Annotated in this window: 22 protein-coding genes and 1 pseudogene; 7 read left to right on the top strand and 16 right to left on the bottom strand. The window is 70.7% G+C overall.

Translation table 11 applies throughout. The features are described from left to right. Window positions 1-19: 19 nt before the first annotated feature. The 14 genes from VGZ32_RS14800 to VGZ32_RS14735 form a co-directional block, all read right to left on the bottom strand. Window positions 20-946, bottom strand: a complete 927-nt coding sequence (locus tag VGZ32_RS14800) for a 3-oxoacyl-[acyl-carrier-protein] synthase III C-terminal domain-containing protein (protein ID WP_326886600.1) — start codon at window positions 944-946, stop codon at window positions 20-22. Window positions 947-960: 14 nt separating this feature from the next. Further along, the gene (locus VGZ32_RS14795; protein WP_326886599.1) at window positions 961-2592 is read right to left on the bottom strand and encodes a class I adenylate-forming enzyme family protein; all 1632 of its coding nucleotides are present in this window, start codon (window positions 2590-2592) and stop codon (window positions 961-963) included. 35 nt (window positions 2593-2627) lie between these two features. After that, window positions 2628-4040 carry a condensation domain-containing protein gene (locus tag VGZ32_RS14790; protein ID WP_326886598.1) on the bottom strand — a complete coding sequence of 471 codons (1413 nt, stop codon included), beginning with the start codon at window positions 4038-4040 and terminating at the stop codon, window positions 2628-2630. Further along, window positions 4033-5094, bottom strand: coding sequence for an alpha-ketoacid dehydrogenase subunit beta (locus VGZ32_RS14785; RefSeq protein ID WP_326886597.1), 1062 nt, complete (start codon window positions 5092-5094; stop codon window positions 4033-4035). Before VGZ32_RS14785 ends, VGZ32_RS14790 begins: the two co-directional genes overlap by 8 nt. Then, complete coding sequence (locus VGZ32_RS14780) at window positions 5094-6029, bottom strand: thiamine pyrophosphate-dependent dehydrogenase E1 component subunit alpha (RefSeq protein ID WP_326886596.1); 936 nt, start codon at window positions 6027-6029, stop codon at window positions 5094-5096. Before VGZ32_RS14780 ends, VGZ32_RS14785 begins: the two co-directional genes overlap by 1 nt. 75 nt (window positions 6030-6104) lie before the next feature. Continuing rightward, complete coding sequence (locus tag VGZ32_RS14775) at window positions 6105-6947, bottom strand: DUF3050 domain-containing protein (protein WP_326886595.1); 843 nt, start codon at window positions 6945-6947, stop codon at window positions 6105-6107. A 23-nt stretch (window positions 6948-6970) separates the two neighbouring features. Continuing rightward, complete coding sequence (locus VGZ32_RS14770; protein WP_349263613.1) at window positions 6971-7909, bottom strand: phytanoyl-CoA dioxygenase family protein; 939 nt, start codon at window positions 7907-7909, stop codon at window positions 6971-6973. A 34-nt stretch (window positions 7910-7943) separates the two neighbouring features. Then, entirely contained in the window at window positions 7944-9029 is a 1086-nt protein-coding gene (hppD, locus tag VGZ32_RS14765) for a 4-hydroxyphenylpyruvate dioxygenase (protein WP_326886593.1), read from the bottom strand. Between the two features lie 138 nt (window positions 9030-9167). After that, window positions 9168-10427 (bottom strand): beta-ketoacyl-[acyl-carrier-protein] synthase family protein, encoded by a 1260-nt coding sequence (locus VGZ32_RS14760; RefSeq protein WP_326886592.1) that lies wholly within the window; start codon window positions 10425-10427, stop codon window positions 9168-9170. After that, entirely contained in the window at window positions 10424-11035 is a 612-nt protein-coding gene (locus tag VGZ32_RS14755; RefSeq protein ID WP_326886591.1) for a hypothetical protein, read from the bottom strand. Before VGZ32_RS14755 ends, VGZ32_RS14760 begins: the two co-directional genes overlap by 4 nt. Beyond that, window positions 11032-12216 (bottom strand): beta-ketoacyl synthase N-terminal-like domain-containing protein, encoded by a 1185-nt coding sequence (locus VGZ32_RS14750; protein ID WP_414642545.1) that lies wholly within the window; start codon window positions 12214-12216, stop codon window positions 11032-11034. The genes VGZ32_RS14755 and VGZ32_RS14750 overlap by 4 nt, the downstream gene beginning before the upstream one ends. Next, window positions 12209-12448: a hypothetical protein gene (locus VGZ32_RS14745; RefSeq protein WP_326886589.1), complete on the bottom strand. Its 240-nt coding sequence runs from the start codon at window positions 12446-12448 to the stop codon at window positions 12209-12211. Before VGZ32_RS14745 ends, VGZ32_RS14750 begins: the two co-directional genes overlap by 8 nt. Before the next feature lie 2 nt (window positions 12449-12450). Then, window positions 12451-12717, bottom strand: coding sequence for an acyl carrier protein (locus VGZ32_RS14740; RefSeq protein ID WP_326886588.1), 267 nt, complete (start codon window positions 12715-12717; stop codon window positions 12451-12453). A 140-nt stretch (window positions 12718-12857) separates the two neighbouring features. Then, window positions 12858-14267, bottom strand: coding sequence for a class I adenylate-forming enzyme family protein (locus tag VGZ32_RS14735; protein WP_326886587.1), 1410 nt, complete (start codon window positions 14265-14267; stop codon window positions 12858-12860). 837 nt (window positions 14268-15104) lie between these two features. On the opposite strand from VGZ32_RS14735, the gene VGZ32_RS14730 reads away from it, so the two are divergent. The 6 genes from VGZ32_RS14730 to VGZ32_RS14705 are packed head-to-tail and all read left to right on the top strand — an operon-like array spanning window position 15105 to window position 20106. After that, window positions 15105-16040 (top strand): methyltransferase domain-containing protein, encoded by a 936-nt coding sequence (locus tag VGZ32_RS14730; protein ID WP_326886586.1) that lies wholly within the window; start codon window positions 15105-15107, stop codon window positions 16038-16040. Then, on the top strand, window positions 16037-16333 hold the full coding sequence (locus VGZ32_RS14725; RefSeq protein ID WP_326886585.1) for a hypothetical protein: 297 nt from the start codon (window positions 16037-16039) through the stop codon (window positions 16331-16333). The genes VGZ32_RS14730 and VGZ32_RS14725 overlap by 4 nt, the downstream gene beginning before the upstream one ends. Next, on the top strand, window positions 16330-17535 hold the full coding sequence (locus VGZ32_RS14720) for a glycosyltransferase (protein WP_326886584.1): 1206 nt from the start codon (window positions 16330-16332) through the stop codon (window positions 17533-17535). The genes VGZ32_RS14725 and VGZ32_RS14720 overlap by 4 nt, the downstream gene beginning before the upstream one ends. Then, the gene (locus tag VGZ32_RS14715; protein WP_326886583.1) at window positions 17519-18283 is read left to right on the top strand and encodes an ABC transporter permease; all 765 of its coding nucleotides are present in this window, start codon (window positions 17519-17521) and stop codon (window positions 18281-18283) included. Before VGZ32_RS14720 ends, VGZ32_RS14715 begins: the two co-directional genes overlap by 17 nt. Before the next feature lie 57 nt (window positions 18284-18340). Next, on the top strand, window positions 18341-19321 hold the full coding sequence (locus VGZ32_RS14710; RefSeq protein ID WP_326886582.1) for an ATP-binding cassette domain-containing protein: 981 nt from the start codon (window positions 18341-18343) through the stop codon (window positions 19319-19321). A 29-nt stretch (window positions 19322-19350) separates the two neighbouring features. Then, window positions 19351-20106, top strand: a complete 756-nt coding sequence (locus tag VGZ32_RS14705; RefSeq protein ID WP_326886581.1) for an ABC transporter permease — start codon at window positions 19351-19353, stop codon at window positions 20104-20106. Here the strand turns inward: VGZ32_RS14705 and VGZ32_RS14700 are convergent. Both VGZ32_RS14700 and VGZ32_RS14695 read right to left on the bottom strand, forming a co-directional pair. Next, window positions 20077-20709: a 4'-phosphopantetheinyl transferase family protein gene (locus VGZ32_RS14700; RefSeq protein ID WP_326886580.1), complete on the bottom strand. Its 633-nt coding sequence runs from the start codon at window positions 20707-20709 to the stop codon at window positions 20077-20079. The genes VGZ32_RS14705 and VGZ32_RS14700 overlap by 30 nt on opposite strands. A gap of 89 nt (window positions 20710-20798) precedes the next feature. Next, complete coding sequence (locus VGZ32_RS14695) at window positions 20799-22079, bottom strand: PLP-dependent aminotransferase family protein (protein WP_326886579.1); 1281 nt, start codon at window positions 22077-22079, stop codon at window positions 20799-20801. 124 nt (window positions 22080-22203) lie between these two features. Between VGZ32_RS14695 and VGZ32_RS14690 the strand changes: the two are divergent. Beyond that, window positions 22204-22522: pseudogene (locus tag VGZ32_RS14690) on the top strand (alpha/beta hydrolase); the annotation flags it as partial.

Here is a 22522-nt window from a genome sequence, read left to right as displayed (position 1 = left end):
ATTGGTACCGCGCCGCCATTCAGTGTTCGAGAACCAGCGCCGAGAAGGCCGCGCCGCGCCCGGCTCCGGCGGCCATCACGTAAAAGTCGCCCGGGCGCAGCAGCTCTCGCTCGACCGCGGTGCGGTGGTTGATGAATGCGTCCGCGCAGAACGCATGGCCATACGCGGCCACGTTCTCGAGTACCACCTTGGCGATCGGGAATCCGAGGATCTTGCAGGTCTGCCGCCACGCGGCCGCGTTCACGTTGTGCGGCACGATCGTGCTCACCTCGTCGAGCCGGACCGCCGCGCGGGACAGCGCGGCCCGGATCGCGTCGGCCAGCAGGCGCGGGTAGTCGCGCTGGAAGGCCAAGGCGACCTCCTCGCCATCCTCGTCGTATTCGCCGCGCAGGTCCACGGCGAATGCCAGGACCCGGTCATGCGGGCCGTTCCGCCCGATCAGGCACGCCGAAGCGCATTCGCTGAAGAACGAGGTGTCCCGCAGGATCTCGGCCTCACCGGTGAACGTCTTCTCCCCGGCCAGGACGAGGGCGAGGGCGTCCGGATCCGGGTCGGCCGCCAGGAGCCGGCCGGCCGCGTCGACGGCGAGCAGCCCGGACGCGCAGGCGTGGTGGCCGACCGCGAGGGCGTTCGCGTGCTCCATCCCGAATTCCCGGCACAGCTCGCGGACCGGATTCAGCGGATACGGAGACACCACCGGGAACGTGCGGGCGTGCAGCACATACCGCACCCGCTGCTCCTGGCCACGCAGCCCGTCGAGCTTTGCGATCGCCGCGCGCAACAGGTCGATCAGCCCGCCGTCCGGATCCCGGCACACCTCGCCGAGCTTATGGTACCGGCGAAAGACCTTCACCTGCATCTCCGTCAGCCCGTACCGGTCGGCGACCAGTTCGATGGGCACCCGCTGCTCGGGCAGGTGGACCGAGACGTCGAGCAACGCTGTCACCGTGGGTACCTCATTCAGGCCGCCACGTCGGCCAGATGCCGCTGCCGCATCAGGAACTTGCGTACCTTCCCGGTCGGGCCGACGATCAGCTCGCTGTCGTCGATCACGACGACCTTCCGCAGCGTCGCCGCGGCGGCCTCGGAGAGCGCGGCCCGGATCGCCTCGGTGCGGTCCGCCGCCTGATCCGCCCACGTGTGCAGGCTGAGTAGCACGTCGGTGAAGACTCCGCCGGGTGCGGGTACGGCCACCACCGTGCAGTCGCGCACGTCCGGGCAGGCCTTGAGGATCCGCTCCTCGGACATAGCCGTGTACAGCCACTCGCCGCCGCCGAGGTCGACCGCGTCGACGGCCCGGTCCACGTGGTAGTAGTAGCCGTCCGCGTCGCGGTACATCAGGTCGCCGGTGAGGTAGTAGCCGTTCAGTCGGTTGCGGTAGGTGTTCAGCGAGTCGTTCCAGTAACCCGGGGCCAGGGTCGGCGACTTCAGCGCGAAGTGGCCCACGCTGCCGACCGGCACCTCCTGGCCGGTCGCCGGGTCGAGCAGCGCCACCTCGGCGAAGATGTGCGGCCGTCCGACGCAGCGCCCGTACCGCTGGGTGTCGATCCGGTGCGTGATGTGGAACGCCGAGTGGCCCATCTCGGTCGAGCCGAGGCCGTCGATGAAGCTGGAGCCCTTCACCCGCTTGACGCCCTCGCGGGTGGCGGTGTCGTGCGAGCCGACCGCCACGAGCCGGCGAACGTGCGGCTCGTGCGCGCAGTCGCCGGTGTTGAACCAGAGCGCCACCGAATCGAGGTCGTACTCGTGCAGGTCGTAGCGGGCCAGCTCGGCCCACGTCACCGCGAAGCCGAAGACCCCGGTCGGCTTCCATCGCTCGATCGCGCCCAGAACGGCCGCGCCGTCGCCTCGCTGGGAGAGGTACAGCAGCTCGCTGCGATTGCACAGCGCCTGGTTGATGGTACCGATCATGGCCGCGTGCGCCGCGGGCAGTGCGCTGAGAACCCGCTCGGTGCCCTGCGCGCGCGGCGCCTTGAGCCGGATCGTCCGGGTGGCCGCGAAGAGGCTGGCGTGCGAGTGCACCACCGCCGTGGGCATGCGGGTGGTGCCCGAGGAGTGGGTGACGGCGATCGGGTCGTCGCGATGGTGGTGGTACGGGGCGGGGGCGGCCGCCGGGTCGCCCGAGCCGGTGTCGGCGGCGTCGATCACCAGGTCGAGGTCGACCTCTTGGCCGGCCAGCCGCTTCGTGTGGTCGGCGTCGGTGAGCAGGCCGACCGCCCGCAGCCGCCTGATGTACTCGGCGGCCACGTCGGCCGGCAGGCTGGGATTCATCAGCGCCGGGATGGCGCCGAGCCACACCAGCGCGAGGAAGTTCAGCACGCAGTCCGCCGGGTCCGACACGTACAGCGCGACCGGGTCGCGGGGGCGCACGCCCCGCCCGTTCAGCCAGGCGGCCCGCGCCGCGACGCGCTCGTGCAGTTCGCCGAGGGTGAGCCCGCGCCACGCGGGCAGGCCGTCGACCTCGGTGTCGAAGGTCATGCCCGGCCCGTCGAGCGGCGCGCCGTGCTCGATGAGTTTCGGCAGGACGTTGCCCGCGCCGAGGTCCGGGTCCGCGGCCAGCGCCGCTCGGATGCCGGCGATGCTTGTGCTCATGCCTTGGATCTCCTTCGGTTTCTCGACGGGAGTGCTCACGAGACGGCGCTTTCCGGGCGCGGCGCGTCGGCGAGGACCGCGCTATTGCACGCCGCCTGCACGACGATCGCCTCCATGGACAGCAAGATCTGCTCGACCTCCCGCGCGGACACATATCGCCTGTCGGATTCGGCCGACAGCCGTACGAACTCGCCGGGGACGTCGCGCGCGAAGACCATCAGCTTCTCGATGAACAGCGCCATCGGCTCGCGTCGAAGACTGTGCCCGGACAGCGCCGCCGAGATCTCCTCCGGTGTCGGCGGCGGCCCGGCTTCCTCGAGCCGATCGGCCGAGCGCTGATCGTTGAACAGCATTCCGAGATCGACCTCGCACCCGCGATCCGCGGCGACCGCGGCGCGCAGGCGGTACAGGTCGGTCGGGTTGTAATACGCGTACTTCATGCCGTGGAGCGAAGCCGCCCTCGCCCGCTCCACGGCCTCGGCGAAGGAGACTTGGGCGACGTCGAGCATCAGAAGGCCGTTGAGACACAGCGGATGCGACACCTCCGCCAACCCGGCACGAAAGCGGTTGTTGACGGTCATCCGGACCAGGGACGGAGAGATCCCGGTCACCCGGGCGGTCGCTCTCGCATACGCCGCCAGAAGCACGGGCATATCGGCGCCCGCGCCACCCGGAGTCAAACGCTTCAACGCCAGGTACAGCGCGGGCGAATCAAGATCCGTCCTCATGTAGCGGGGCTGGCTGCGGTCTTGCCCGGGCGCGAATCTGACCGGGTCCGCCTTGCGCAGCAGGCGGTCCCAATAGCGCAGCGACATCTCGCTTTGGCGCATCGCGGAAGGCTCACGCTGGTGGCGTGCCAGCTCCAGCGGTCCCATGGCGGCCGCGCGGCTTCCCGCCGACCCGCCCGCCTGCCACGCACGCAGGTCCCGCACCATGATTCCCACGCCGACGCCGTCCGTGGCGAAGTGCGACACGATCACCACGACATGGGTGGGCACGCCCCGGTGCCGTACCGCGGCCATCCGGATCGGCCACTCGCGCTCGTGGTCGAACTGGACTGCGCGCCACCGCTCCTCGAGGCGCAGACCGGCCTGGAGCGGGTCGCCCGCATCGTCGACATCGACGATCCCGAGCACGGCCTCGCCGCGGTCGGCGAGGACCTGGTAGGGGTCGCCGTTCGCGTCGAAGCGCACCTTGGTCCGCATCGACTCGTAGCGGCTGAGGAAGAACCGCAGCTCTTCGGCGATGTCCTGCACCGTCCGGCCGGGCCGGACCGCCACGACTCCGCCGATCGGCAGTGACGAGGCCGTCTTGCGCATCGTGTCCCAGATCTCCCACTGGCCCCAGCTCAGCGGGCCCTGTCCGCAGCCGGGTCCCTCGAACCGCACGACCACCCGGTCCGAGAACTCCTGTTGCGCGGCCGTCGGCTGCGGCGCGATTTCAACCACGCGGCACCCCGACCACCTGGTTGGTCCACGACCCGTCGGCGCCGTTCACGTCGTCCCGATCCAGCCAGGCTCCGCGGCCGTTCGCACCCAGGCCGACAACGTCGAGGATCGCGGCGTGCAACTGCTCCCGGCTCGGCTGGAGCGCCCGGTCGAGTGCGGCGGCGAACGGCAGGACGGCGCCATCGGGCCGGGTCACCCGCTTCGGCGGGGCGATCAGGCGCATCTCCTCGGCTGCGGTCGCGATGATCTCGCCGCCGATGCCGCAGGACCGGTTCGAGTCGTCGATCACGACCAAGCGCCCCGTGCGTTCCAGGGACGCGGCCAGACCCGGCCAGTCGAAAGGATGCAGCGTGCGAGGATCGAAGACCTCGACGGACACGAGCGCGGCGAGCTCGTCGGCGACCGCGAGCGCGTCGTGCACCAGATGCCCGACCGCCACGACAGTGACCTGATCTCCAGACCGGACCACCCGCCCCCGCCCCAGCGGCACCGGTGCGATCGCGGCGAAGTCGACGTCTTGGCGCCGTCGCATCGCGCCGGCCGGGGCGAACACCACGACCGGGTCGTCGTCCCGGATCGCCGAGACCATTAGGCCGTACGCGTCGGCGACTGTGGCCGGCACCACGGTCTTGACTCCGACATGTGCGAACAGGCTGTACGGCTGGTCAGAGTGCTGCCCCGCCCAGCCCTCACGCGAACCCGAGCTCGGCACCACGTAGGTCACCGGCACCCGCGCCTGCCCGCCCGTCATCAATGACAGCTTGTGCGCCTGGTCGGCGATCTGCTCGAAAGCCAGGAAGAGCAGCGACGGGATCTGGAACTCGACCACAGGGCGCAGCCCGGCCAGCGCGGCGCCGGTGGCGAAACCGGTGAACCCCTGCTCCGAGATCGGCGTGTCCAGGACCCGCTGCGGCCCGAACCGCTGGAAGAGGCCCGCGGTGACGTTGGTGGCCGCGGACCTGACGTCCTCGCCGAAGACGCACACCGCCGGATCGCGCTCCATCTCGTCGAGGAGCGCGCGATTGAGGGCCTTGAGATAGGACTGGTTGGGCATTACGCGACTCCCGCCCTGACCGGCGTGCTGTCGGCGTAGAGGTACTCGAGCGCTGTGGATGGGTCCGGGTGCGGGCTGTCGAGGGCGAACTGCACGGCCTCGGTAAGCAGGTCTTCGATCTCGGCGTCGATCGCTTCGCGGACCTGCTCGGGCAGCCGGGCACCTTGGCGCGGCAGCGGGTCGCGGGCCTGCGCGGCCTCTATTTCTTCAGTAGTCCGATAGCGAGGCCGCGCGGTGTATTCGAAGGTGTGGTGTGCGTCGAACCGATAGGTCAGGCACTCCAGGAGCGAGGGACCATGGCCGCCGCGGGCCCGATCGACCGCTTCGGTGGCAGCGGCGAGCACCGCCTCCACGTCCATGCCGTCCATGGTGCGCGTCCACATGCCGAACGCCGCGCCGCGCCCGGCGATCGTGCCCGCTACGGCGTCCTCCGTGCGCGTGGACGTCGCGAAGCCGTTGTTCTCACAGACGAAGATGATCGGCACCTGCCACAGCGCGGCCAGGTTGAAGGCCTCGAACACCACCCCCTGGTTGACCGCGCCGTCGCCGAAAAAGCACGTCGCGACGCGGTCCGAGCCGGCTTGTCGGGCCGCCCAGGCGGCACCGGCCGCAATGGGCGCCGCCGCACCGACGATCGCGTCCGCGCCCAGGATGCCGAGCCCGAAGTCGGCGGCGTGCATCGAGCCGCCACGACCCTGATTGAGCCCGCCCTCCCGGCCGGCCAACTCGGCGAGCATCCGCGCCGGATCAGCTCCCTTCGCCAGCACGTGGCCGTGGCCCCGGTGGGTGCTGGTGATGAAGTCGTCGCGGCGCAGGGCCGCGCAGACCCCGGCCGCGATCGCCTCCTGGCCGATGTACGGATGGATGCCGCCCGCGATCACGCCGGAGCGCACCAACTCGATCGCCCGCTCCTCGAACCGCCGGATCAACCGCATGGTTCGATACAGCTCTGCGCTCGTCGAGCGTGCGCGCTGTGAATCGACGCCGTCGGCCATCACTGTCCCTTCCGCTCAGCGGGCCGATCCGCCCGATGCCGCCGGGGCGAGGAGCCCGAGCGGGGCCGGGGCCCGGTCCTCGACGGCGGCCAGGATCCCGTCCCACAAGCGCGCCCGCGCCGTCAGTGCCGCGTTGACCGCCTGCGCGCAGTCCTGCCACTTCGCCTCGTCGTCCATGCAGAGGTCCGCCAGCATCTGCATGGCCATCGGCGTGTGCTGCTCGCCGTCGACCTCGATGTGCCGGGCGAGGTAGTCCACGAAGGTGCCGAGCCCGCCCACGCGCTCGTTGACGCCGACGACCTGGCGGAACATCTCCGGGATCAGATCCTCGCGGCCGAAGGCGAAGGCGGCGGCCCTGGCGTGGACCGGCGCCGCCTCGACGAACCGCCAGGTCGTGGCGACGAAGTCGGCGGCCGGCGCGGGCACCCCCGCCTCGGTGAGCGCGGCGAGGACCGGCCGGCGCGCTCGCAGCAGTCCGAGCAACGCGTCGATCGGCCCGGTGTCCGCGCCCGCCTCCCGCATGCCGTCGAGGTAGAGCTCGAAATGGCTGATGAAGCCGCCGCGCAGTTCGTCGCTCTCCTCCACCAGCACGATGTCGTTGATCAGGCGCCTGCTGCCGGTCGGGCCGGTCGGCACCCACGGCACCTGCACACAGGTCAGCTCGCGTTGCAGGGATTTGAGCAGGGACATGAAGTCCCACACCGCGAAGACATGGTGCTCCATGAATATCCTGATCGCCGGGAGGTCGGCGAGGCGGGCGTACAGCGGGTGGCCGACCACGCGCTCGCGTGCCGGGCCGATCCGCTCCTCGAGCCGGTCGATCCCTGGGTGCCGTTGCCCCCACTGATAACGTGACATCGAAATCTCCTGATGGCCGGTGGTCAGACGCCGTCGGTGGAGCCGCCGCGCCAGGCGGAGTTCCACAGGATCGGGCAGTATTCGGGGTCGGCGTAGTCGGGGCGGCCGTCGGGCAGCCTGCGCACCAGCACGTCGTGGTTGTACGCCACCGCGTTACCGTCGCTCAGCTCGAACGGCCGGTATTCGTTGGCGCCGTCCTGAAGGTGCAGCGAGATCGCGCGGCGGGGACGGCCGCTGAGGTTGGGGCCGCTGCCGTGATAGGTGCGGCAGTGGTGGAAGCTCATGTGCCCCTTGGGGATCTCCATCGCCACTTTGCGCACCTCGGCGCCGTTGAAGGCGGCGTTCTGGGCGAGGACCTCTTCGAGTTCGCCGGCGTTGCGGTCGGCGAAGTGCTTCGTCATCGAGTCCTGGCGGCCGGTCTCCTTCCACCGGTTGCTGCCGTCGACCATGGTGATCGTGCCCATCCGCACGCCGCAGTCGTGGAACGGGATGAACGCGGTCAGCATCCGCTCGGACGTGGAGGTCGCCCAGTAGTGCTTGTCGAAGTGCCAGGGCACGATGTTGCTCGGCTCGCGGGCCGCCGGCGGCTTGTAGATCAGGGTGGACTGGAACAGCCGGATCTCGTCGGCCCGGGCCAGCAGCGCCGCGACCGCCCCGATCAGGGGTTTGCGCAGGATGCGGGCGATCGGGTCGCTCTCGACGTGGACGTAGTCGTTGTGCCGCTGCACCGGGCCGTCCTCCGGCCGCCAGTACGCGAGCCGGGGCGGGCGCAGCGGCAGCGTCCTGCTGCGCTCGCCCGCGTAGAACCGCTCGCTCGCCTCGGTGAGCTCGTCGGCCTCGTCGTCGGTGAGTAGTTTCCGGGTCAGATACCAACCGTGCTGTTCGTAGTGCGCCACGTCCTGCTCCGTCGGCAGCAGCGCCTGCTCCGCCTCGGTGAGCGGCGCGACGGACACCGGTGAAATGGTCACGCATGCCTCCGTGTTCGCCGGACGACGATCAGTAGTCTGTTTCCGCGGGATGCCGCTCGGCGGCGAGCTCGCGTTCCTTCGCCGCGTAGAGCGCCGGGATGTTGCTGGTGCCGAACGTGCGCGCGCCGTGCCGCTCGATCAGCTCCCAGAAGAACGTGTTGCGCACGTGCATGGACGTGGCGAAGATCTGGTACATCAGGCCCCAGTGATCCCGGTCGGCCAGGATCCCGCGCGAGCGCAGGCGCTCCACCGGGATGTCGATCGGGCCGAGCCGCGCGCCCAGCTGCTCGTAGTAGGCGCCGGGGGTCGGGGCGAATCCGGCGCCGCGGGCGCTGAACGCGTCCACGGCCCCCGCGATGTCGTCGGTGCTCAGGGCCACGTGCTGCACGCCGGGACCGCCGTGCCAGGACAGGAAGTCGTCGATCTGGCCGCGCTGGCGGCTGACGTCCGGTTCGATCATGGTGAACGTCACCCCGCCGGCGGAACTCTGCAGCACCTGCGAGAACATCGCCTGCTTGCCGACCTCGACGTACTCCTCGAAGATCGGCTCGAAGCCGAAAGTCTTGCGGTAGTAGCGCACGGTGGGCTCGAGCGCGCCGTGCGGGACGCAGAACGCGGCGTGGTCGATCGAGCGCACCGACTCGCCTTCCGCCGGCGGCGCGTCCGCCATCTCGAACGCGCCGGGCAGGAACTCGCGCCCGGGCCCGGTGCGCTCGACCAGGCGGTGCACGACGTCTCCGAACCCTGACACGACGGCGGTGACCACCCGGTCGCCGTCGCGCTCGTGCGCCCGCGGCTCCTGCAGCGGTGTCGCGCCGGCCGCGACCGATGCGTCGAACGCCGCCGTGGCGTCCTCGACCCGGAAGGCGATGACCGCCACCCCGTCCCCGTGCTTCGCCACGTAGCCGGTCGCCGGATGGTCCGGGCCGAGGCCCGAGGTCAGCAGCACCCTGGCGCCGCCGTGCCCGGTCAGCAGGCTGCGTTGGCCGGGCAGCCCGGAATCCGGTCCGGCGTGGCCGAGGACGCGGAAGCCGAACGCGTGGCAGAGGACGAACGCCGCCTGCCGGGCGTCGCCCGCGAAGAATTCGACGTGGTCGACAGCGAGCAGGTCCATGGCAACCTTCCGTTCTTCAAGGACGGCCGCGCGGTCGCGCGGCCCGGGCCGATCGGCGCGCGCCGCCCGAGCGGCCCAGTTCAAGCTGAGTTGGCGAGCGGTGGTGCTTCAGGTGCTGGTGGTGGGCTGCTGCGTGGTTCACCCGTCGCGGGTCAGCCGGGTGCTCGGCTGGCCGTAGACGAGGCTGATGTTGTGGCCGCCGAACCCGAACGAGTTCGAGACGGCGTGGGTGATCCGGGCCGGGCGCGGGGCTTTGCGGATGTGGTCGAGGTCGCAGGCGGGGTCCGGGTCGTCGAGGTTCTGCGTCGGCGGCAGGAGTCCGCGGCGCAGGGCGAGCACGGTGACCGCCGACTCGGCCACGCCCGAGGCGCCGAGCATGTGGCCGGTGATCGCCTTCGTGGAACTGACCGGCGGGGCGTCGGCTCCGAACGCGCTGCGGATGGCCACCGCCTCGGCGGCGTCGCCGAGCTTGGTGCTGGTGCCGTGCGCGTTGAGGTATCCCACGTCGCGGGGCGTGATCCCGGCGTCGGCCAGCGCGCGGCGGATGCACTCCGAGGCGGCGGTGCCTTTGGGGTCCGGCGCGGTCGGGTGGTATGCGTCGTTGGTGGCGCCCCAACCCGCGACGTCCGCGTAGCCCGCCGCGCCGCGCGCGTCTGCGTGCTCGACGCTTTCGAGGACGAAGATGCCGGCGCCCTCGCCGAGCACCAGGCCGTTGCGCCGCCGATCGAACGGCCGGCTCGCGCCCGCCGGATCGTGCGCCCAGCCGCGGGCCAGCGCGCGGGCGTTGTTGAAGGTGTCCGCGAGAGTCGGGAACAGCGGAGCCTCGCTGCACCCGCAGACGACCACGTCGGCCTCGCCGGAGCGCACCAGCCGCGTCGCCTCCCCGATCGACTGGGCGCCGGCCGCGCAGGCGGTGCCGATCGACGAGCTGTAGCCGCGGATCCCGTAGGTGATGGCGATGCGTGCGGCGCCCATGTTGGGCAGCATCCCGGGCAGGAGATAGGGGCTCACCCCGAGGCGGCCGCGCTCGGTGCGGGTGACCACCTGGCTTTCGAGCGTGGCCAGCCCGCCGGTCCCGGACACGATCACCGCGATCCGGAACGGGTCGACGTCGCGGCCCACCTCGAGTCCGGCGTCCGACATCGCGTCGCGCGCGGCTTGCAGGGCCATGACGACGTACCGGTCCACCACGCGGGTCTCGGGCGCGGGCAGCACAGTCGTCGGGTCGATCGGCGGCCCGAACCCGGCCACCTCGAGCGATCCGGACAGCGGGTGTCCCCGCGGCGGCGCGCTCAGCCCCGAGCGGCCCTCGCACATCGCCGACATGACGGCGTCGGCGCTGTTGCCGACCGAGGTCACCAGGCCCATCCCGGTGATGGTCACGGCTCGTTCGCTCATGTCCGGCCCCTCTCGTGCTGCGGAACGCCGGCTGCCAGCAGGATGGCGTCGGCGCTGTCGCGGTCCAGCTCGGTGGCCGCCTGCGCGACGCGGATCACCAGCACCTCGTCGGCGTCCCCGTCTTCGAGCAGCAGCCCGGCTGCGTCGAGCGCGGCCCCTTCGCCGCCGAGACACACGACCGGTCCGGTCAGGCACCAGCGGGTGGCGATGTATCCGGCCACGGCGTTGGGGACGCACTGGAAGAACATCAGCGGCGCAATACGTCCGCCGCTGTCGACGGCCTGCGCCACGCGGCGTGCGCTGTCGAAGTCGCCCAGCGCGCTGACGATTATCAGCCCAGTCGCTGGGTCGGTGCCTTGAACCGGGACCGGACGCCGCTGGAGGCAGCGCCGGGCGACCTCGGCCGCGATCGGGCTGAACGAGGAGGACACGAACCCGGCGAGCGCGGGTGCCGCGACGTCGTCGGCGGATTCGGGCCAGGCCGATACCGCAAGGACGATGAGGCCCGCGGCGGCTGCCCGCGCCACCAGCGTTGGATCGCTGGTCTCGGAGATCGCAGCGTCCGTGAGCGGGGCCGGCGCGGTGTCGACGGGAAGCAGAGCGTTCACGGCGCACCCACCAGCAGCGCGGTGTTCGCTCCACCGAAGGCGGCATTGACGCTCAGGGCGTACTCACCCGGTGTCGCGGCGCTCTGTTCCAAAACCAGATTGAGCCGGCACTCCTCATCCGGCCCGAGGAAACCGGCATTGACCGGGAGCCGGCCGGCGCGCAGCGCATGCAGCGTCACGATCAGCTCGATCATCGCGCCGGCCTCGAGCGCCTGGCCGTGCACCGATTTCGTCGAGCTGACCGGAACCGTCAATGCCCTGTCGCCAAGAGCGAGGTGCAGCGCCGCTGCCTCCGCGGCATCGCTTTGCAGCGTGCCCGAGCCGTGCGCGTTGACATAACCGATCTCCTCGGTTCCCACGGAAGCCCGCTGCATCGCATCCCCGATGGCGCGTGCCAGGCCGACACCGTCGGGACGCGGTTTGCAGACGTGGTACGCGTCACCGGTCCGGCCCCATCCGGCCAACCGCGCCAGCACCGACGCACCACGGCGGTTTGCAGCGGATGCGGACTCGACCACGACAGCGCCCACGCCGTCGCCCAACAGCAGACCGCTGCGATGAGCGCTGAACGGGCGGACCCGGCCGTCGACCGCCAAAGCGCGCCCGGCGTCGAAGAGTGCGAACTGATCCTGCTCGACCAGGTAGCCGGCCGCCACGACGATGCGCGCGGCGCGTCCTCGCGCGATGGCCGCGGCCGCATCAGCCACGGCGGTGCTGGCAGCGACGCACGCCGACGTGTACGCGCGCACCGATTCCGAAAGGCCGCCGCGCCGCGCGACGGCAGCCGCGAACGCGTCCACGCCCAGCCGGCCCCCGTCCGCTTCGCTGGCCCTCGGCAGATCCGGATCGCCGTGGACCGCGAGATACAGCGGGCAGTCGGCTCGCTCCTCCCGGCGCAGCCCGGCCTCGTCGCAGGCGTCGCCGATCACCCGGTCCAGCTCGTCGCCCAGACGCGGCGCCTCGTCCGTCGTCGCGGCCACCGCGACCCGGCGGCCCGTGACGTCGAATCGCCGCACCGGTCGGAACCCGGGCCTGCCCGCCACCGCCGCCTCGAGCAGCGGCTGCACGCCCCTGCCGAACGCGGTGGACACGGCCGCGCCGGTGAGCACGACCTGCTCACCGCCGCGCCGCACCTGAGAGCGGGCGGTCGGCCGGGGGACCGGGCTGTGCGTGTCAGTCATCGGCGGCCTCGAAGACGCGCTCGCGCAGGATCTGCTCCGCCGCGGTGACGCTGGTGATGCGGGCCAGCTCCGCGTCGTCGAGGTCCACTTGCAGCCCGTAGCGCTCCTCGACCTGGTGGATCAGCCACGCCAGCGCCATCGAGTCGATGCTCTCCGGCACCTGCTCCGGGCTCCGGTCGCCGAGGGCCGTGAGCATCGCGAGCAGTTCGGCGCGGTCGGGGGATGCGGGCATGGCTAGCGACCGGCCGCCGGCGCGGACTCGAGGCGTTCGGCGACGGCCTGCGCGAACTCCGCGACCGTCATCGCGACCAGCTTCTCGGCCTCCTCGTCCTCGAACCGCACCCCGAACCGGTCCTCGATCCGGACCGACAGCTCGGCCAGCGCGAGCGACTCGAGGTCGGCGCCGGCCGGGCCGAGCACGGTGTCCTGGTCGATGTGGGTGACGTCGTAGTTCATCTCGCTCAGCGAGTGGATGATGAACGCGCGGATCTCGTCGGTCATCGCAGGGGGTTTCCTTTCGCGGCGGGGGTGCGGGCGGGCGTCGGCCGGTTCAGCCGGGCCCGCAGCTGTGGAGGCGGGAGCGTGCGGTGGGTCGGGAGAGGAGGCGGCCGGGGGGTGGAGCGGTGTGGCAGGGGGCGTGCTCAGAGCGCTGGGTTCAGCTGCGAATCAGCCCTCGGTGCGTTTCGCAGCGCTGCACGATCGCGGACGAGCTTTCCGGTCGCGGTGCGCGGCATCTGCTCGACGACGTGGATGGTGCGCGGGTGCTTGTACGCGGCGAGGCGGTCGGCGAGCTGCTTCTCCACCCGGGCAAGGGAATCGGGTTCCCGTAGGACGATGTAGGCCTCGATCGCCTTGTCGAAGACGACGACCGCCGCCTCCACCTCGGGCAGGTCGGCGAGGGTGTGCTCGACTTCGGTGAGATCGACCTTCAATCCGCCGACGGAGACCTGCGAGTCGCGGCGGCCGAGCACCCGCATCAGACCGGTTTCCGGGTCGACGGTGCCCGCGTCCCGGGTGTGCAGCCAGCCGTCAGACCACCGCGACGGGTCGGTTTCGCCGAGATAAGGCGTACCGTCCATCGCGATGTGCAGTTCTCCGTCCGCCTCTCGCACGGTCAGGCCGGGCGCGGGACTCAGCGCGGGTCGGTTCGCCCCGAACAGGTCGGTGGCGATCACCCCGACCTCCGTCATGCCGTACATGTTGCCCAGCCGCACGCCGTACCGAGCGATGAAGGCCTCGTGCACGGCCGTGCGCACCAGCTCGCCGCCGGTCGTCATCCCGGTCAGCTGCGGCAGCGGCGGCGGTGTCGCGACCGAGGTGAGCAGCTCGATGTGGTACGGCACGCCCAGCAACGTCGTGGGCTCGGGGCCCGCCGCCACCGTCTCCAGGATCCCCCGCGGCGTCATCCGCTCCGGGATGGCGAGGAGGACCCCTGCGTTCAGGCCGTACAGCAGCCCGCCGACCAGGCCGAGGACGTGCACCATCGACGCGAGCGAGACGATGCGCTCGCCGCCGCGCGGTACCCCGTCGATCTGGGTGTAGCGCTCGATCTCTGCGACGAGGTCCGCCGCGGTGCGGCCGATCACCTTCGACGGCCCGGTCGAACCCGAGCTGAGCTGGACGAGCATCTGCGGGCCCGCGGCAGGTCGGCCGGGGCGCGGGCGCACCTGATCGCGCACCTCGACGAACCCCCGCAGCGCCGCGGTGTCCGCGTGCTGCACGCTCACGAGAGCCTGCGGCGCCAGGTGCTCAAGCGCGCGGTCCAGCTCGAAGGGCGTGAGGCGGTGGTCGAGCAGGATGGCCTGCGCGCCGATCCGCCACGCCGCGAGCAGGTTGCCGATGAAGGCCATGGACGGCGGAAGGCACAGCGCGACCGCGCCGCCTGGCTTCACGCCCGCGTCGGCGAGGGCGGCTTGCCGGTCGGCGACCAGGCGGCGCAGCGCCTCCCGGCTGACCGGGTCTCCGAGATGGAGGCACGGGTCGGCATCGGGGCCGGCCAGGAGCACTTCGTCCACCCACCCCGAGTCCAGTGGTGCTGCCCCCTGACTCACGGACACCTGTCCCTTCCCGCGCGGATGCAGCGCGAACTGGAGGCCTGGCGCGGCCTCGGACCCCGTGCCGGACGTTGAACGATCTTGCGGCTGTGCGCGCGCCGGAGACTGATCACCAACAGGTGATATGCAGGGCCTGGCGCAGGGCTGCCGGGGCGGGGCGCCGGCCCGGAATCGGTCTTCGGGTCCGGCGGCGGTCCGTCGCTAAATCGGCGGGACGAGGGGCGCTCGGCGATGACCAATGGCCCCCCATCGGCGCCATTCTTGGCACAGATATGAACGCGCCGCAAGACCCCGTGGTTCATCGATCGCTTTCCCGCAGGTCACGGCGTGGTCACGGTGCCGATCACGAGAGGATAACGCGGATTGTTGACTTTGGATGACTCTCGTGCGAACCTCAGCGCTGATGAACGTGTCTGATCTTCTCTGGTCAGCGCGTTGATCCGATAGGCATCGCAACATGCTCATGACGGGCCACTAGCCCGTGTGAGCAGCGTAAACGCCGGACCGACCGAAACCAACAGGCTTCGATCGTTCAGCAGTTAACGCCGTTGACGTTGGTCTATACCAACTCGGCATCACCTGCGGGGACGTCGTCGTCTCCGCGGGGGGGAATCACGCGGAACGCTCGGGCAGATGGCTGCCGCGCGTTTTCCTTGAAGGCCGCCGCGAAACACTCGTGAAACACTGCGGCGTGCCTCGGCGCGCTTTGTTCCGCACCCGCGTTGGGGAAACGCCGCACCATGATCTGGGAAAATAATTTTACGCGCCTCCATGATCCGGAAATCTTTTCCCATGATCTGGAAACGCATTTCCAGTTCGGAGGGACTGGCCGTCGTGGAAGCCGATACGGGCACCGCGCAAGCGGGCGCCGCCGCCGTCGAGCCCGGGATCAACGCCGCGGTGGAGCGCTATTACGACACGACCCTTGATCTTTACGAGGATCTGTGGGGAGAGCACATCCACCACGGGTTCTGGGATCCGGGCGAGACCCCCGGCGAGGGCGGCGCCGACCGGCATGCCGCGACCGCCCGCCTGGTGCGCGAACTCGTCGCCTTCGCGAGCGTGCCGGCCGGGTCGGCCGTACTGGACGTCGGCTGCGGCGTCGGCGGCCCGGCGCTCTACCTCGCCGACGCGCTGGGCTGCACCGTGGAGGGGGTCACCCTCAGCGCGGCGCAGGTTGACCGCGCCCGGCAGAAGGCACAGGCCGCCGGCCTCGCGGAGCGGGCTCATTTCCACCAGATCGACGCGCTGCGCACCGGGTATCCGGACGCCTCCTTCGACGTCGTCTGGGCGCTGGAGAGCCTTGAGCACATTCCCGATCGGGCCGCCTTCTATGCTGAGGCACTGCGCCTTTTGCGACCCGGCGGCCTCCTGGCCGTCGCCACCTGGACGGTCCGCGACGGCGAACTGAGCACCGACGAGACGGCGCTGGTCGCGCAGATCATGCGGCACCAGGCCAGTCCGGGCTTCTCCTCGCTGCCGGAACACGAGCGGCTCGCCCGCGCGGCCGGCTTCGCCGACGTCGCCATCGCGGACTGGACCAAGGCGGTGGCCAACTCCTGGGCGCCGGGCTTCACCGGCATTCCCGAGGTGGGCGGCCCGCGGGCGATGCGGAACCTGGCCCGCGACCATGGCGTGGAGGTGCTCGGCTTCTTCTACGCCGGACCGCTCATGACGAAGGCCTTTGACACCGGCGTCATGGCATACGGCGTGCTGCGGGCCGTGAAGCCGGGTGCTGAAGAACCGGGCTCACCGGCGGCGCAGCCGTGAGCAGCCGGACGACGGTCGCGTCGGACGAGGTGGTCGCGCAGGTCGCCGCGCTGGTTCGGAACCTGGTCGGCGAGGAGGGCACGTGGCGCGGCGAGATCGGGCCGCACACCCGCCTGGACGGTGACCTGTTCCTGGAAAGCGTGGAGCTGGCAGAGCTCGGCGACGCGCTGGCCCGGCACTACGGCGAGCACGTGGACCTGACCGGATACGTCGCACAGCTCAGCATCGACGAGATCATCGCCCTGACGGTCGCGGACGTCGCCGGGTACGTCGCGGCGCGGAGCGGCGCGTGAGCAGGTTCCTCGTCGTCTCCCTGCCGCTGGCCGGCCACGTGAACCCGATCGCCGCGGTGGCCAGGGTGCTGACCGGGCGCGGCCATGAGGTCGCCTGGGCGGGCTCGGAGCGTTTCCTGCGGCCGCTGCTGGGAGCCGGCGCGCTCATCCATCCCATCCCGCTGCGTGCCCACCGCGGCGGCCAGGGCGAACTGGGCATGGCCGCGGCCAAGTCGCGCTGGGAGGGCTACGTCGTCCCGCACGCCCGATACACCCTGCGCGCCGTAGACCGAGCCGCAGCCGACTTCGAGCCCGACGTCATGCTGGTGGATCAGCACGCGGTGGCCGGTGCGCTGGTCGCGCATAAGCGTGGGCTGACATGGGCCAGCGTCGCACCGACGACGATGGAGCTGACCCGGCCGTACCGGGCGCTGCCGAAGGTGGAGTCCTGGCTGCTCGGCCTGCTCGACGGGCTCTGGGCCGACGCGGGCCTGCCCGGCCGGCCGCCGCACGACCTGCGCTTCTCCCCGCACCTGCTGATCGCCTTCACCGGCAGTGCCCTGACCGGTGAGCTGTCCTGGCCACAGCACACCGCGCTCGTCGGACCCGCGATCGAGCCACGGCCCGCCGACGCGGAATTCCCGTGGGACTGGCTCGATCCCGCCCGCAAACACCTCCTGGTCACCGTGGGCACGCTGTCGATGGACCAGGCCGAGAACTTCTACCACCGGATGACGTCGGCGCTCGAGCCGCTCGGATCGAAGCTCCAGGCGATCGTGATCGCACCCGAATACGCGATCCCTGACCCATCCCCGCACGTGCTGGTACGCCAACGGGTGCCGATGCTCGACCTCATGCCCCGCCTGGACGCCGTGGTTAGCCACGGTGGCCTGAACACGGTGTGCGAAGCGTTGGCTCACGGCCTGCCGCTGGTCGTCGCCCCCATCAAGGGCGACCAGCCGATCAACGCCGCTCAGGTCGCCGCGGCCGGCGCCGGCGTCCGGGTGCGGTTCGCCCGAGCGCGGCCCGAGACGCTGCGCGACGCCGTGCTCGCAGTGCTCGACGATCCGTCCTACCGCGCCGCGGCCGAGGCCGTGCGCGCGTCGTTCCGTGCGGCCGGGGGAGCCCCCGCCGCGGCCGACTTGTTGGAGGCGCTCGCACTGCGTACCCGTGCGCAGGTGCCGGCTCTGAACCTTGAGGTGGTCCATGAAGGTATTGCGTGACGTCGGGATCATCTTCCAGCGCCACCTGCTGCTGATGTTGCGGTCGCCGCTGTGGGTCTTCCTCGGCATCGCCCAGCCGGTGGTGTACATGGCGCTGTTCGCGCCCCTGCTCAAGCCCGCGCTCTCCTCCCTGGACGGTGGATCGATGACCACCGCCTACCGGATCTACGTCCCCGGCATGCTGGTCGCGCTCGCGCTCGGCGGCGGGCTTTACGTCGGCTTCGGGCTGCTCGCCGAGATCGGCTCGGGCGTCATCGAACGCGCCCGGGTGACCCCGGTCAGCCGGGTGGCCCTGCTGCTCGGCCGGGCGCTGCGGGACGTGGTGACGCTGGCGGTCCAAGCGGCCATCATCATCGTGCTCTCCCTGCCACTGGGCCTGTTCGTCCACATCCAGGACCTGCTTCTCGCCTACGCGCTGCTGGCCCTGATCTCCCTGACGGCCTCGGCGGTCTCCTACGGCATCGCGATCAAGGTCAGCAACCCCGGGGTGCTCGGCCAGGTAATCAACAACCTGGCACAGCCGATCCTGCTGCTGTCCGGGACGCTCCTGCCGCTCGCGCTGGCCCCGCTCTGGCTGCGCCGCGTCGCCGACTGGAACCCGTACAGCTGGGCTGTCGCCGGGATGCGCGCGCTGTTCGCCGGGCACACCGCCGACGCGGCGGTGTGGCAGAGCATTGTCATCATGGGCGCCATGGCCGTGATCACGCTGGCCTGGTCCGCCCGGGTGTTCTCGCGCGCGGTGCACTGAAAACAGCAGGGCACCGAGCACCGCAGAACCCGTCGAAGCTCGAAGGAGGAGGAAGCCGTGATCGAGGCGAAGGGCCTGCGCAAGTCCTTCCGGACCGGCCGCCGGCGCAAGACCGCCGTGGTCGACGCCGTGGCCGGCGTGGACCTCAACGTGGCGGAGGGCGAGATCTTCGGCTTCCTCGGGCCGAACGGCGCCGGCAAGACCACGACCCTGCGGATGTTCGCCACGCTCCTGCCGCCGGACGACGGCGAGGCCCGGATCGCGGGCGCGGACCTGCGCAAGGAGTCCGCTCTGGTCCGCCGCAGCATCGGGTACGTCGCGCAGGGCGGCAGCACCTGGGACGACGTCACCGCCCGCGAGGAACTGGTCATGCAGGCCCGCATGCACGGGATCGGCAAGGCCGAGGCGCGCGACAGGGCCGCGGCTACGCTCGACGCGCTCGACCTGACCGAGTATGGCGACCGCAACTGCAAGACCTACTCGGGAGGACAGCGCCGCCGCGTGGACATCGCGCTCGGCGTCGTGCACAGCCCGAAGGTCCTCTTCCTGGACGAGCCCACGACCGGGCTCGATCCGCAAAGCCGCGCGCACATGTGGGACCTGGTGCGGCGGCTGCGCGACAGCGGCGTGACCGTATTCCTCACCACGCACTACCTGGACGAGGCCGACGCGCTATGTGACCGGATCTCGATCATCGATGCCGGGCTGATCGTCGCGGAGGGCACCCCGTCGGATCTCAAGCGCGAGATCTCAGGCGACGTCGTTATCGTCGACCTTGCCGCGGCTGACAGCGCTGGCGCACCGGAGCCCGCCACCATGCTGAAGGCGGCCAAGCTCCTCACCGACGAGCGCTGCGTGCACTCCTGCGAGGCCATCGACCACACGCTGCGGCTCTACGTGGACAGCGCGGCCACGGCCATCCCGCAGGTCATGCGCACGCTGGGCAGCCAGGGGATCGAGCCGGGGGCGATCGAGTACCGCCGGCCGAGCCTCGATGACGTGTTCCTGGCCAAGACCGGCCGCACTCTTGCTGACTGAGCGGCAACCGGAAACGAGAGGCAGCAGCTATGAAGCTTGCCCGCGATACGTGGCTTACCTTCCAGTATGAGACCGTGCTGCTGATTCGCAATCCGTCGAACATCGCGATCACGCTGATCCAGCCCCTCACCTACCTGGCCTTGTTCACCCCGTTCCTCAAGGGGGTCATGGGCGTCTCCACCTATGGTGACGCCTATCAGATTTACGTGCCCTCACTGTTCGCGGCCATGGGCATTTACAGTGGCCTGTACGCCGGATTCGCCCTGCTCGCCGCGATGCACCAGGGAGTCATCAGCCGGTGCCGGGTCACGCCGGTCAGCCGCATCGGACTGCTGCTCGGGCGGGAACTCATGTACGTCGTGCTGATCGCGTTTCAGGCGGTCGTCATCGCCCTGGCCGCCCTCGTGCTCGGCCTGCGGGTGCAGCCGGCCAATGTGCTGTTTGCCCTCGTACTGCTCTCGATGATGGTCCTGCTGGGTGTCTCGATCTCGTTCTGCCTGGCGATGCTGGTGCCCAACGAGACCGTGCTCCCTACGGTGGCCAACTCGATCGCCCAGCCGGTCGCGCTGCTGGCCGGGGTTCTCATCCCGCTCTCCGTCGCACCGCTGTGGGTACGGAACGTCGCCCTGTGGAACCCGTTCGCCTGGGGCACCCGTGGCATGCGGGCGATTCTGGAAGGCCAGCTCCGCGGCTCAGTCGTCTGGGAGGGGAGCCTCATCATGGCCGCGGTGGCCGTGCTGGCCGTGGTGCTGACATCACAGCTGTTCAGCCGCGAGATCGCATGACAGCGCATCGTGGCCGCCGACGGCCTCCACGACGAACGGCGCCGCGCCGGTCAGCGACACCGCAGCGCGAAAGCTGGCCGGCGCCGTGACATCCGCTACCCGATGCGAGCTTGCGGGCTCGGCGCAGCTGACGACATCGCGGCTGCGGACGGCGATCCGGAGGTTCGGCCACAGGCGGCCGCCGGCCGCCTTGACGACCGCCTCCTTGCGTGCCCAGAGGTGCGCGAACCGGTCCGCCCGTGCGCTCGGGTCGCGCACCGCCGCGACGTAGCCGGCCTCATCGGGCGGGAAGAACCGGGCCGACAGCACGGCCGCGTCCAGGCCAGGCACTAGGTGCTGTATGTCGACGCCGACTGGCCGGTCGGTGCTGATGGCCACCGCGATCAGGTCTCCCGAGTGCGACAGGCTGGTGTGCAGCCCGGACCACGGCGGCGCGAGCTCGGGTTTGGCGTACCGGCCCGGTATCCAGGTAAGTGCGGCGGGCCGCGTTCTCAGCTCGCGGCCGGCCAGGATCCTGAGCGCGCCGTGCGCGATCGTGAAGCGATGCTGGCCGCGCGGGTTTCCGAACGCCGCGGCGCGGGCGCGCTCGCTGGCGTCGAGCACCGCCCGGCACCTGGCCGCGGTGTCTGGCGGCACGTCGACCGGAACGATCCAGACGCGGACTCTCGAGCCCCCCGAGCCAGGCTGACCGGTCACGACCGGACGTCAGCGATCAGGGCGGCCAGGCGGCGGACACCCTCATCGATCTGGTCAGCCGTCAGCGCGCTGCAGGACAGCCGGATCGCGTGACTGCCGCCGCCGTCCAGGTAGAAGAAGCTCATCGGCGTCCACAGCACGCCGTAGTCTCGCGCGGAGCGCTCGAGCAGCTTCTCGTCAGCGCGGACGGGAGCGTCGAGTACGGCGAAGAAGCCACCGCTGGGGGAGTTCCAGGTGATGGCAGGATCGCTGAAGTGGCGTTCGAGTGCGGCTAGCAGCGCGCGGAGGTTGCTCCGGTAGAACGCGATCTTCTCCTGGTTCGCGCTGCGCAGGCTGTATCCGCATGACACGAGCACGCCGCCGATGACGGCCTGTGCGATTGGGGAGGTATTGACGGTGATCATGCTCTTGACCGTGGACAGCTCGTCAGCCAGCAGGCTGCGATGACCCGCGGCGCTGACGACGGTCTGATCCGCGACCAGGAAGCCGACGCGGGCACCGGGGAACACCGACTTGGCGAACGAGCCGAGGTAGATGACGCGCTGGCCGGTGTCCAGCGACTTCAGTACCGGGCTGCGCCTGTCGTCGAGACCGAACAGCCCGTACGGGTCGTCCTCCAGGATCAGAAGGTCCTCGTCGGCCGCCGTCTCGATCAGCCCGCGCCGCACATCAGCGCTCAGCGACACGCCTGAGGGGTTAGCGAAGTTGGATACCACGTACAGCGCCCGCGGCCGGCGACCGCTGGCGCGTACCTCGCGGGCGACGCGGGCGACCGTTTCCGGACGCAGGCCTTGCGCCGTCTCCGGCACGGGAACCACGGTGATGCCGAGCACGCGGGCGGCGCCGGTGAAGCCGACATAGCAGGGCTCGGCGGCGAGGACGACGTCGCGCGGGTGCGCGCACAGTCCGCGCAGTGCGATGATCATCGCTTCCTGACAGCCCGACGTCACCATGACCGACTCGGCGGGAACCCGGATGTCCTCGTCAACCTCAAGCATCCGCGCGATCATCGTCCCGAGCTGGCCGTTCGTCCGGCCGTACTGCAGGATGGCCTGCCGGACGCGCGCCTCGGGAATGCCCTGAGCGCGCAGGTGCCCGAGATAGGCAGCCAGGTACCGCTCGACGTCCTCGACGGCATAGAACTCATCGAATGGCCGGCCCGCCGCGAGGGAGATCGCCGCGGGAAAACGGCCGGCGATCTCATTGAGAAAGTTCATCGACGCTGCCACGGGATCGGTGACCGACGAGTGCAACTCCTCACGCACCAGCTCGGCCATCGGAGCACCATTTCCCAAGAGAACGGCATTCTGTGAGAGGTAGCCTATCCTCGTCGGGATGGCCGGCAAGAGCCGGCAATTTGCACATATGGCCGCGTCGGCCCCGACGAAAGGACCGTGAGCCGTGCCCCTCGACCCGCAGCTGCAGGCGATGCGCGACCAGCGCGAGCGGGACAGCGTCCCGCCGCTGTATGCCATGTCGCTCGCCGACGCCAGGGCCGCGGACCTCGCGTCGATCCAGGCAAGCGGGGGCGAGCCGGAAGCCGTGTATGAGGTCACCAACCTGACCATCCCAGGACCGGCAGGCGAGTTGCCGCTGCGGCTTTACCGGCCCGCGGCCGAGCGGCCACTGCCCGCGCTGCTGTACTTCTTCGGCGGCGGCTGGGTGCTCGGCGCCATCGACACCGCCGACGGCGTCAGCCGCAGCCTGGCCAACTCCTCCG

Origin of the sequence: Actinocrinis sp., from assembly GCF_035938995.1 — a bacterium.
Taxonomy (GTDB): domain Bacteria; phylum Actinomycetota; class Actinomycetes; order Streptomycetales; family Catenulisporaceae; genus DASZGI01.
Note: the sequence above shows the minus strand (reverse complement) of the source record. Positions and strands in the feature narration are given on the sequence as shown.

What these genes read in the sequence shown, in the direction of transcription:
- VGZ32_RS14795 (WP_326886599.1), bottom strand. Translation starts at nt 2,592, where the DNA reads ATGAGCACAAGCATCGCCGGCATCCGAGCGGCGCTGGCCGCGGACCCG.
- VGZ32_RS14785 (WP_326886597.1), bottom strand. Translation starts at nt 5,094, where the DNA reads ATGCCCAACCAGTCCTATCTCAAGGCCCTCAATCGCGCGCTCCTCGAC.
- VGZ32_RS14780 (WP_326886596.1), bottom strand. Translation starts at nt 6,029, where the DNA reads ATGCGGTTGATCCGGCGGTTCGAGGAGCGGGCGATCGAGTTGGTGCGC.
- VGZ32_RS14775 (WP_326886595.1), bottom strand. Translation starts at nt 6,947, where the DNA reads ATGTCACGTTATCAGTGGGGGCAACGGCACCCAGGGATCGACCGGCTC.
- hppD (WP_326886593.1), bottom strand. Translation starts at nt 9,029, where the DNA reads ATGGACCTGCTCGCTGTCGACCACGTCGAATTCTTCGCGGGCGACGCC.
- VGZ32_RS14760 (WP_326886592.1), bottom strand. Translation starts at nt 10,427, where the DNA reads ATGAGCGAACGAGCCGTGACCATCACCGGGATGGGCCTGGTGACCTCG.
- VGZ32_RS14750 (WP_414642545.1), bottom strand. Translation starts at nt 12,216, where the DNA reads ATGACTGACACGCACAGCCCGGTCCCCCGGCCGACCGCCCGCTCTCAG.
- VGZ32_RS14745 (WP_326886589.1), bottom strand. Translation starts at nt 12,448, where the DNA reads ATGCCCGCATCCCCCGACCGCGCCGAACTGCTCGCGATGCTCACGGCC.
- VGZ32_RS14740 (WP_326886588.1), bottom strand. Translation starts at nt 12,717, where the DNA reads ATGACCGACGAGATCCGCGCGTTCATCATCCACTCGCTGAGCGAGATG.
- VGZ32_RS14715 (WP_326886583.1), top strand. Translation starts at nt 17,519, where the DNA reads ATGAAGGTATTGCGTGACGTCGGGATCATCTTCCAGCGCCACCTGCTG.
- VGZ32_RS14705 (WP_326886581.1), top strand. Translation starts at nt 19,351, where the DNA reads ATGAAGCTTGCCCGCGATACGTGGCTTACCTTCCAGTATGAGACCGTG.
- VGZ32_RS14695 (WP_326886579.1), bottom strand. Translation starts at nt 22,079, where the DNA reads ATGGCCGAGCTGGTGCGTGAGGAGTTGCACTCGTCGGTCACCGATCCC.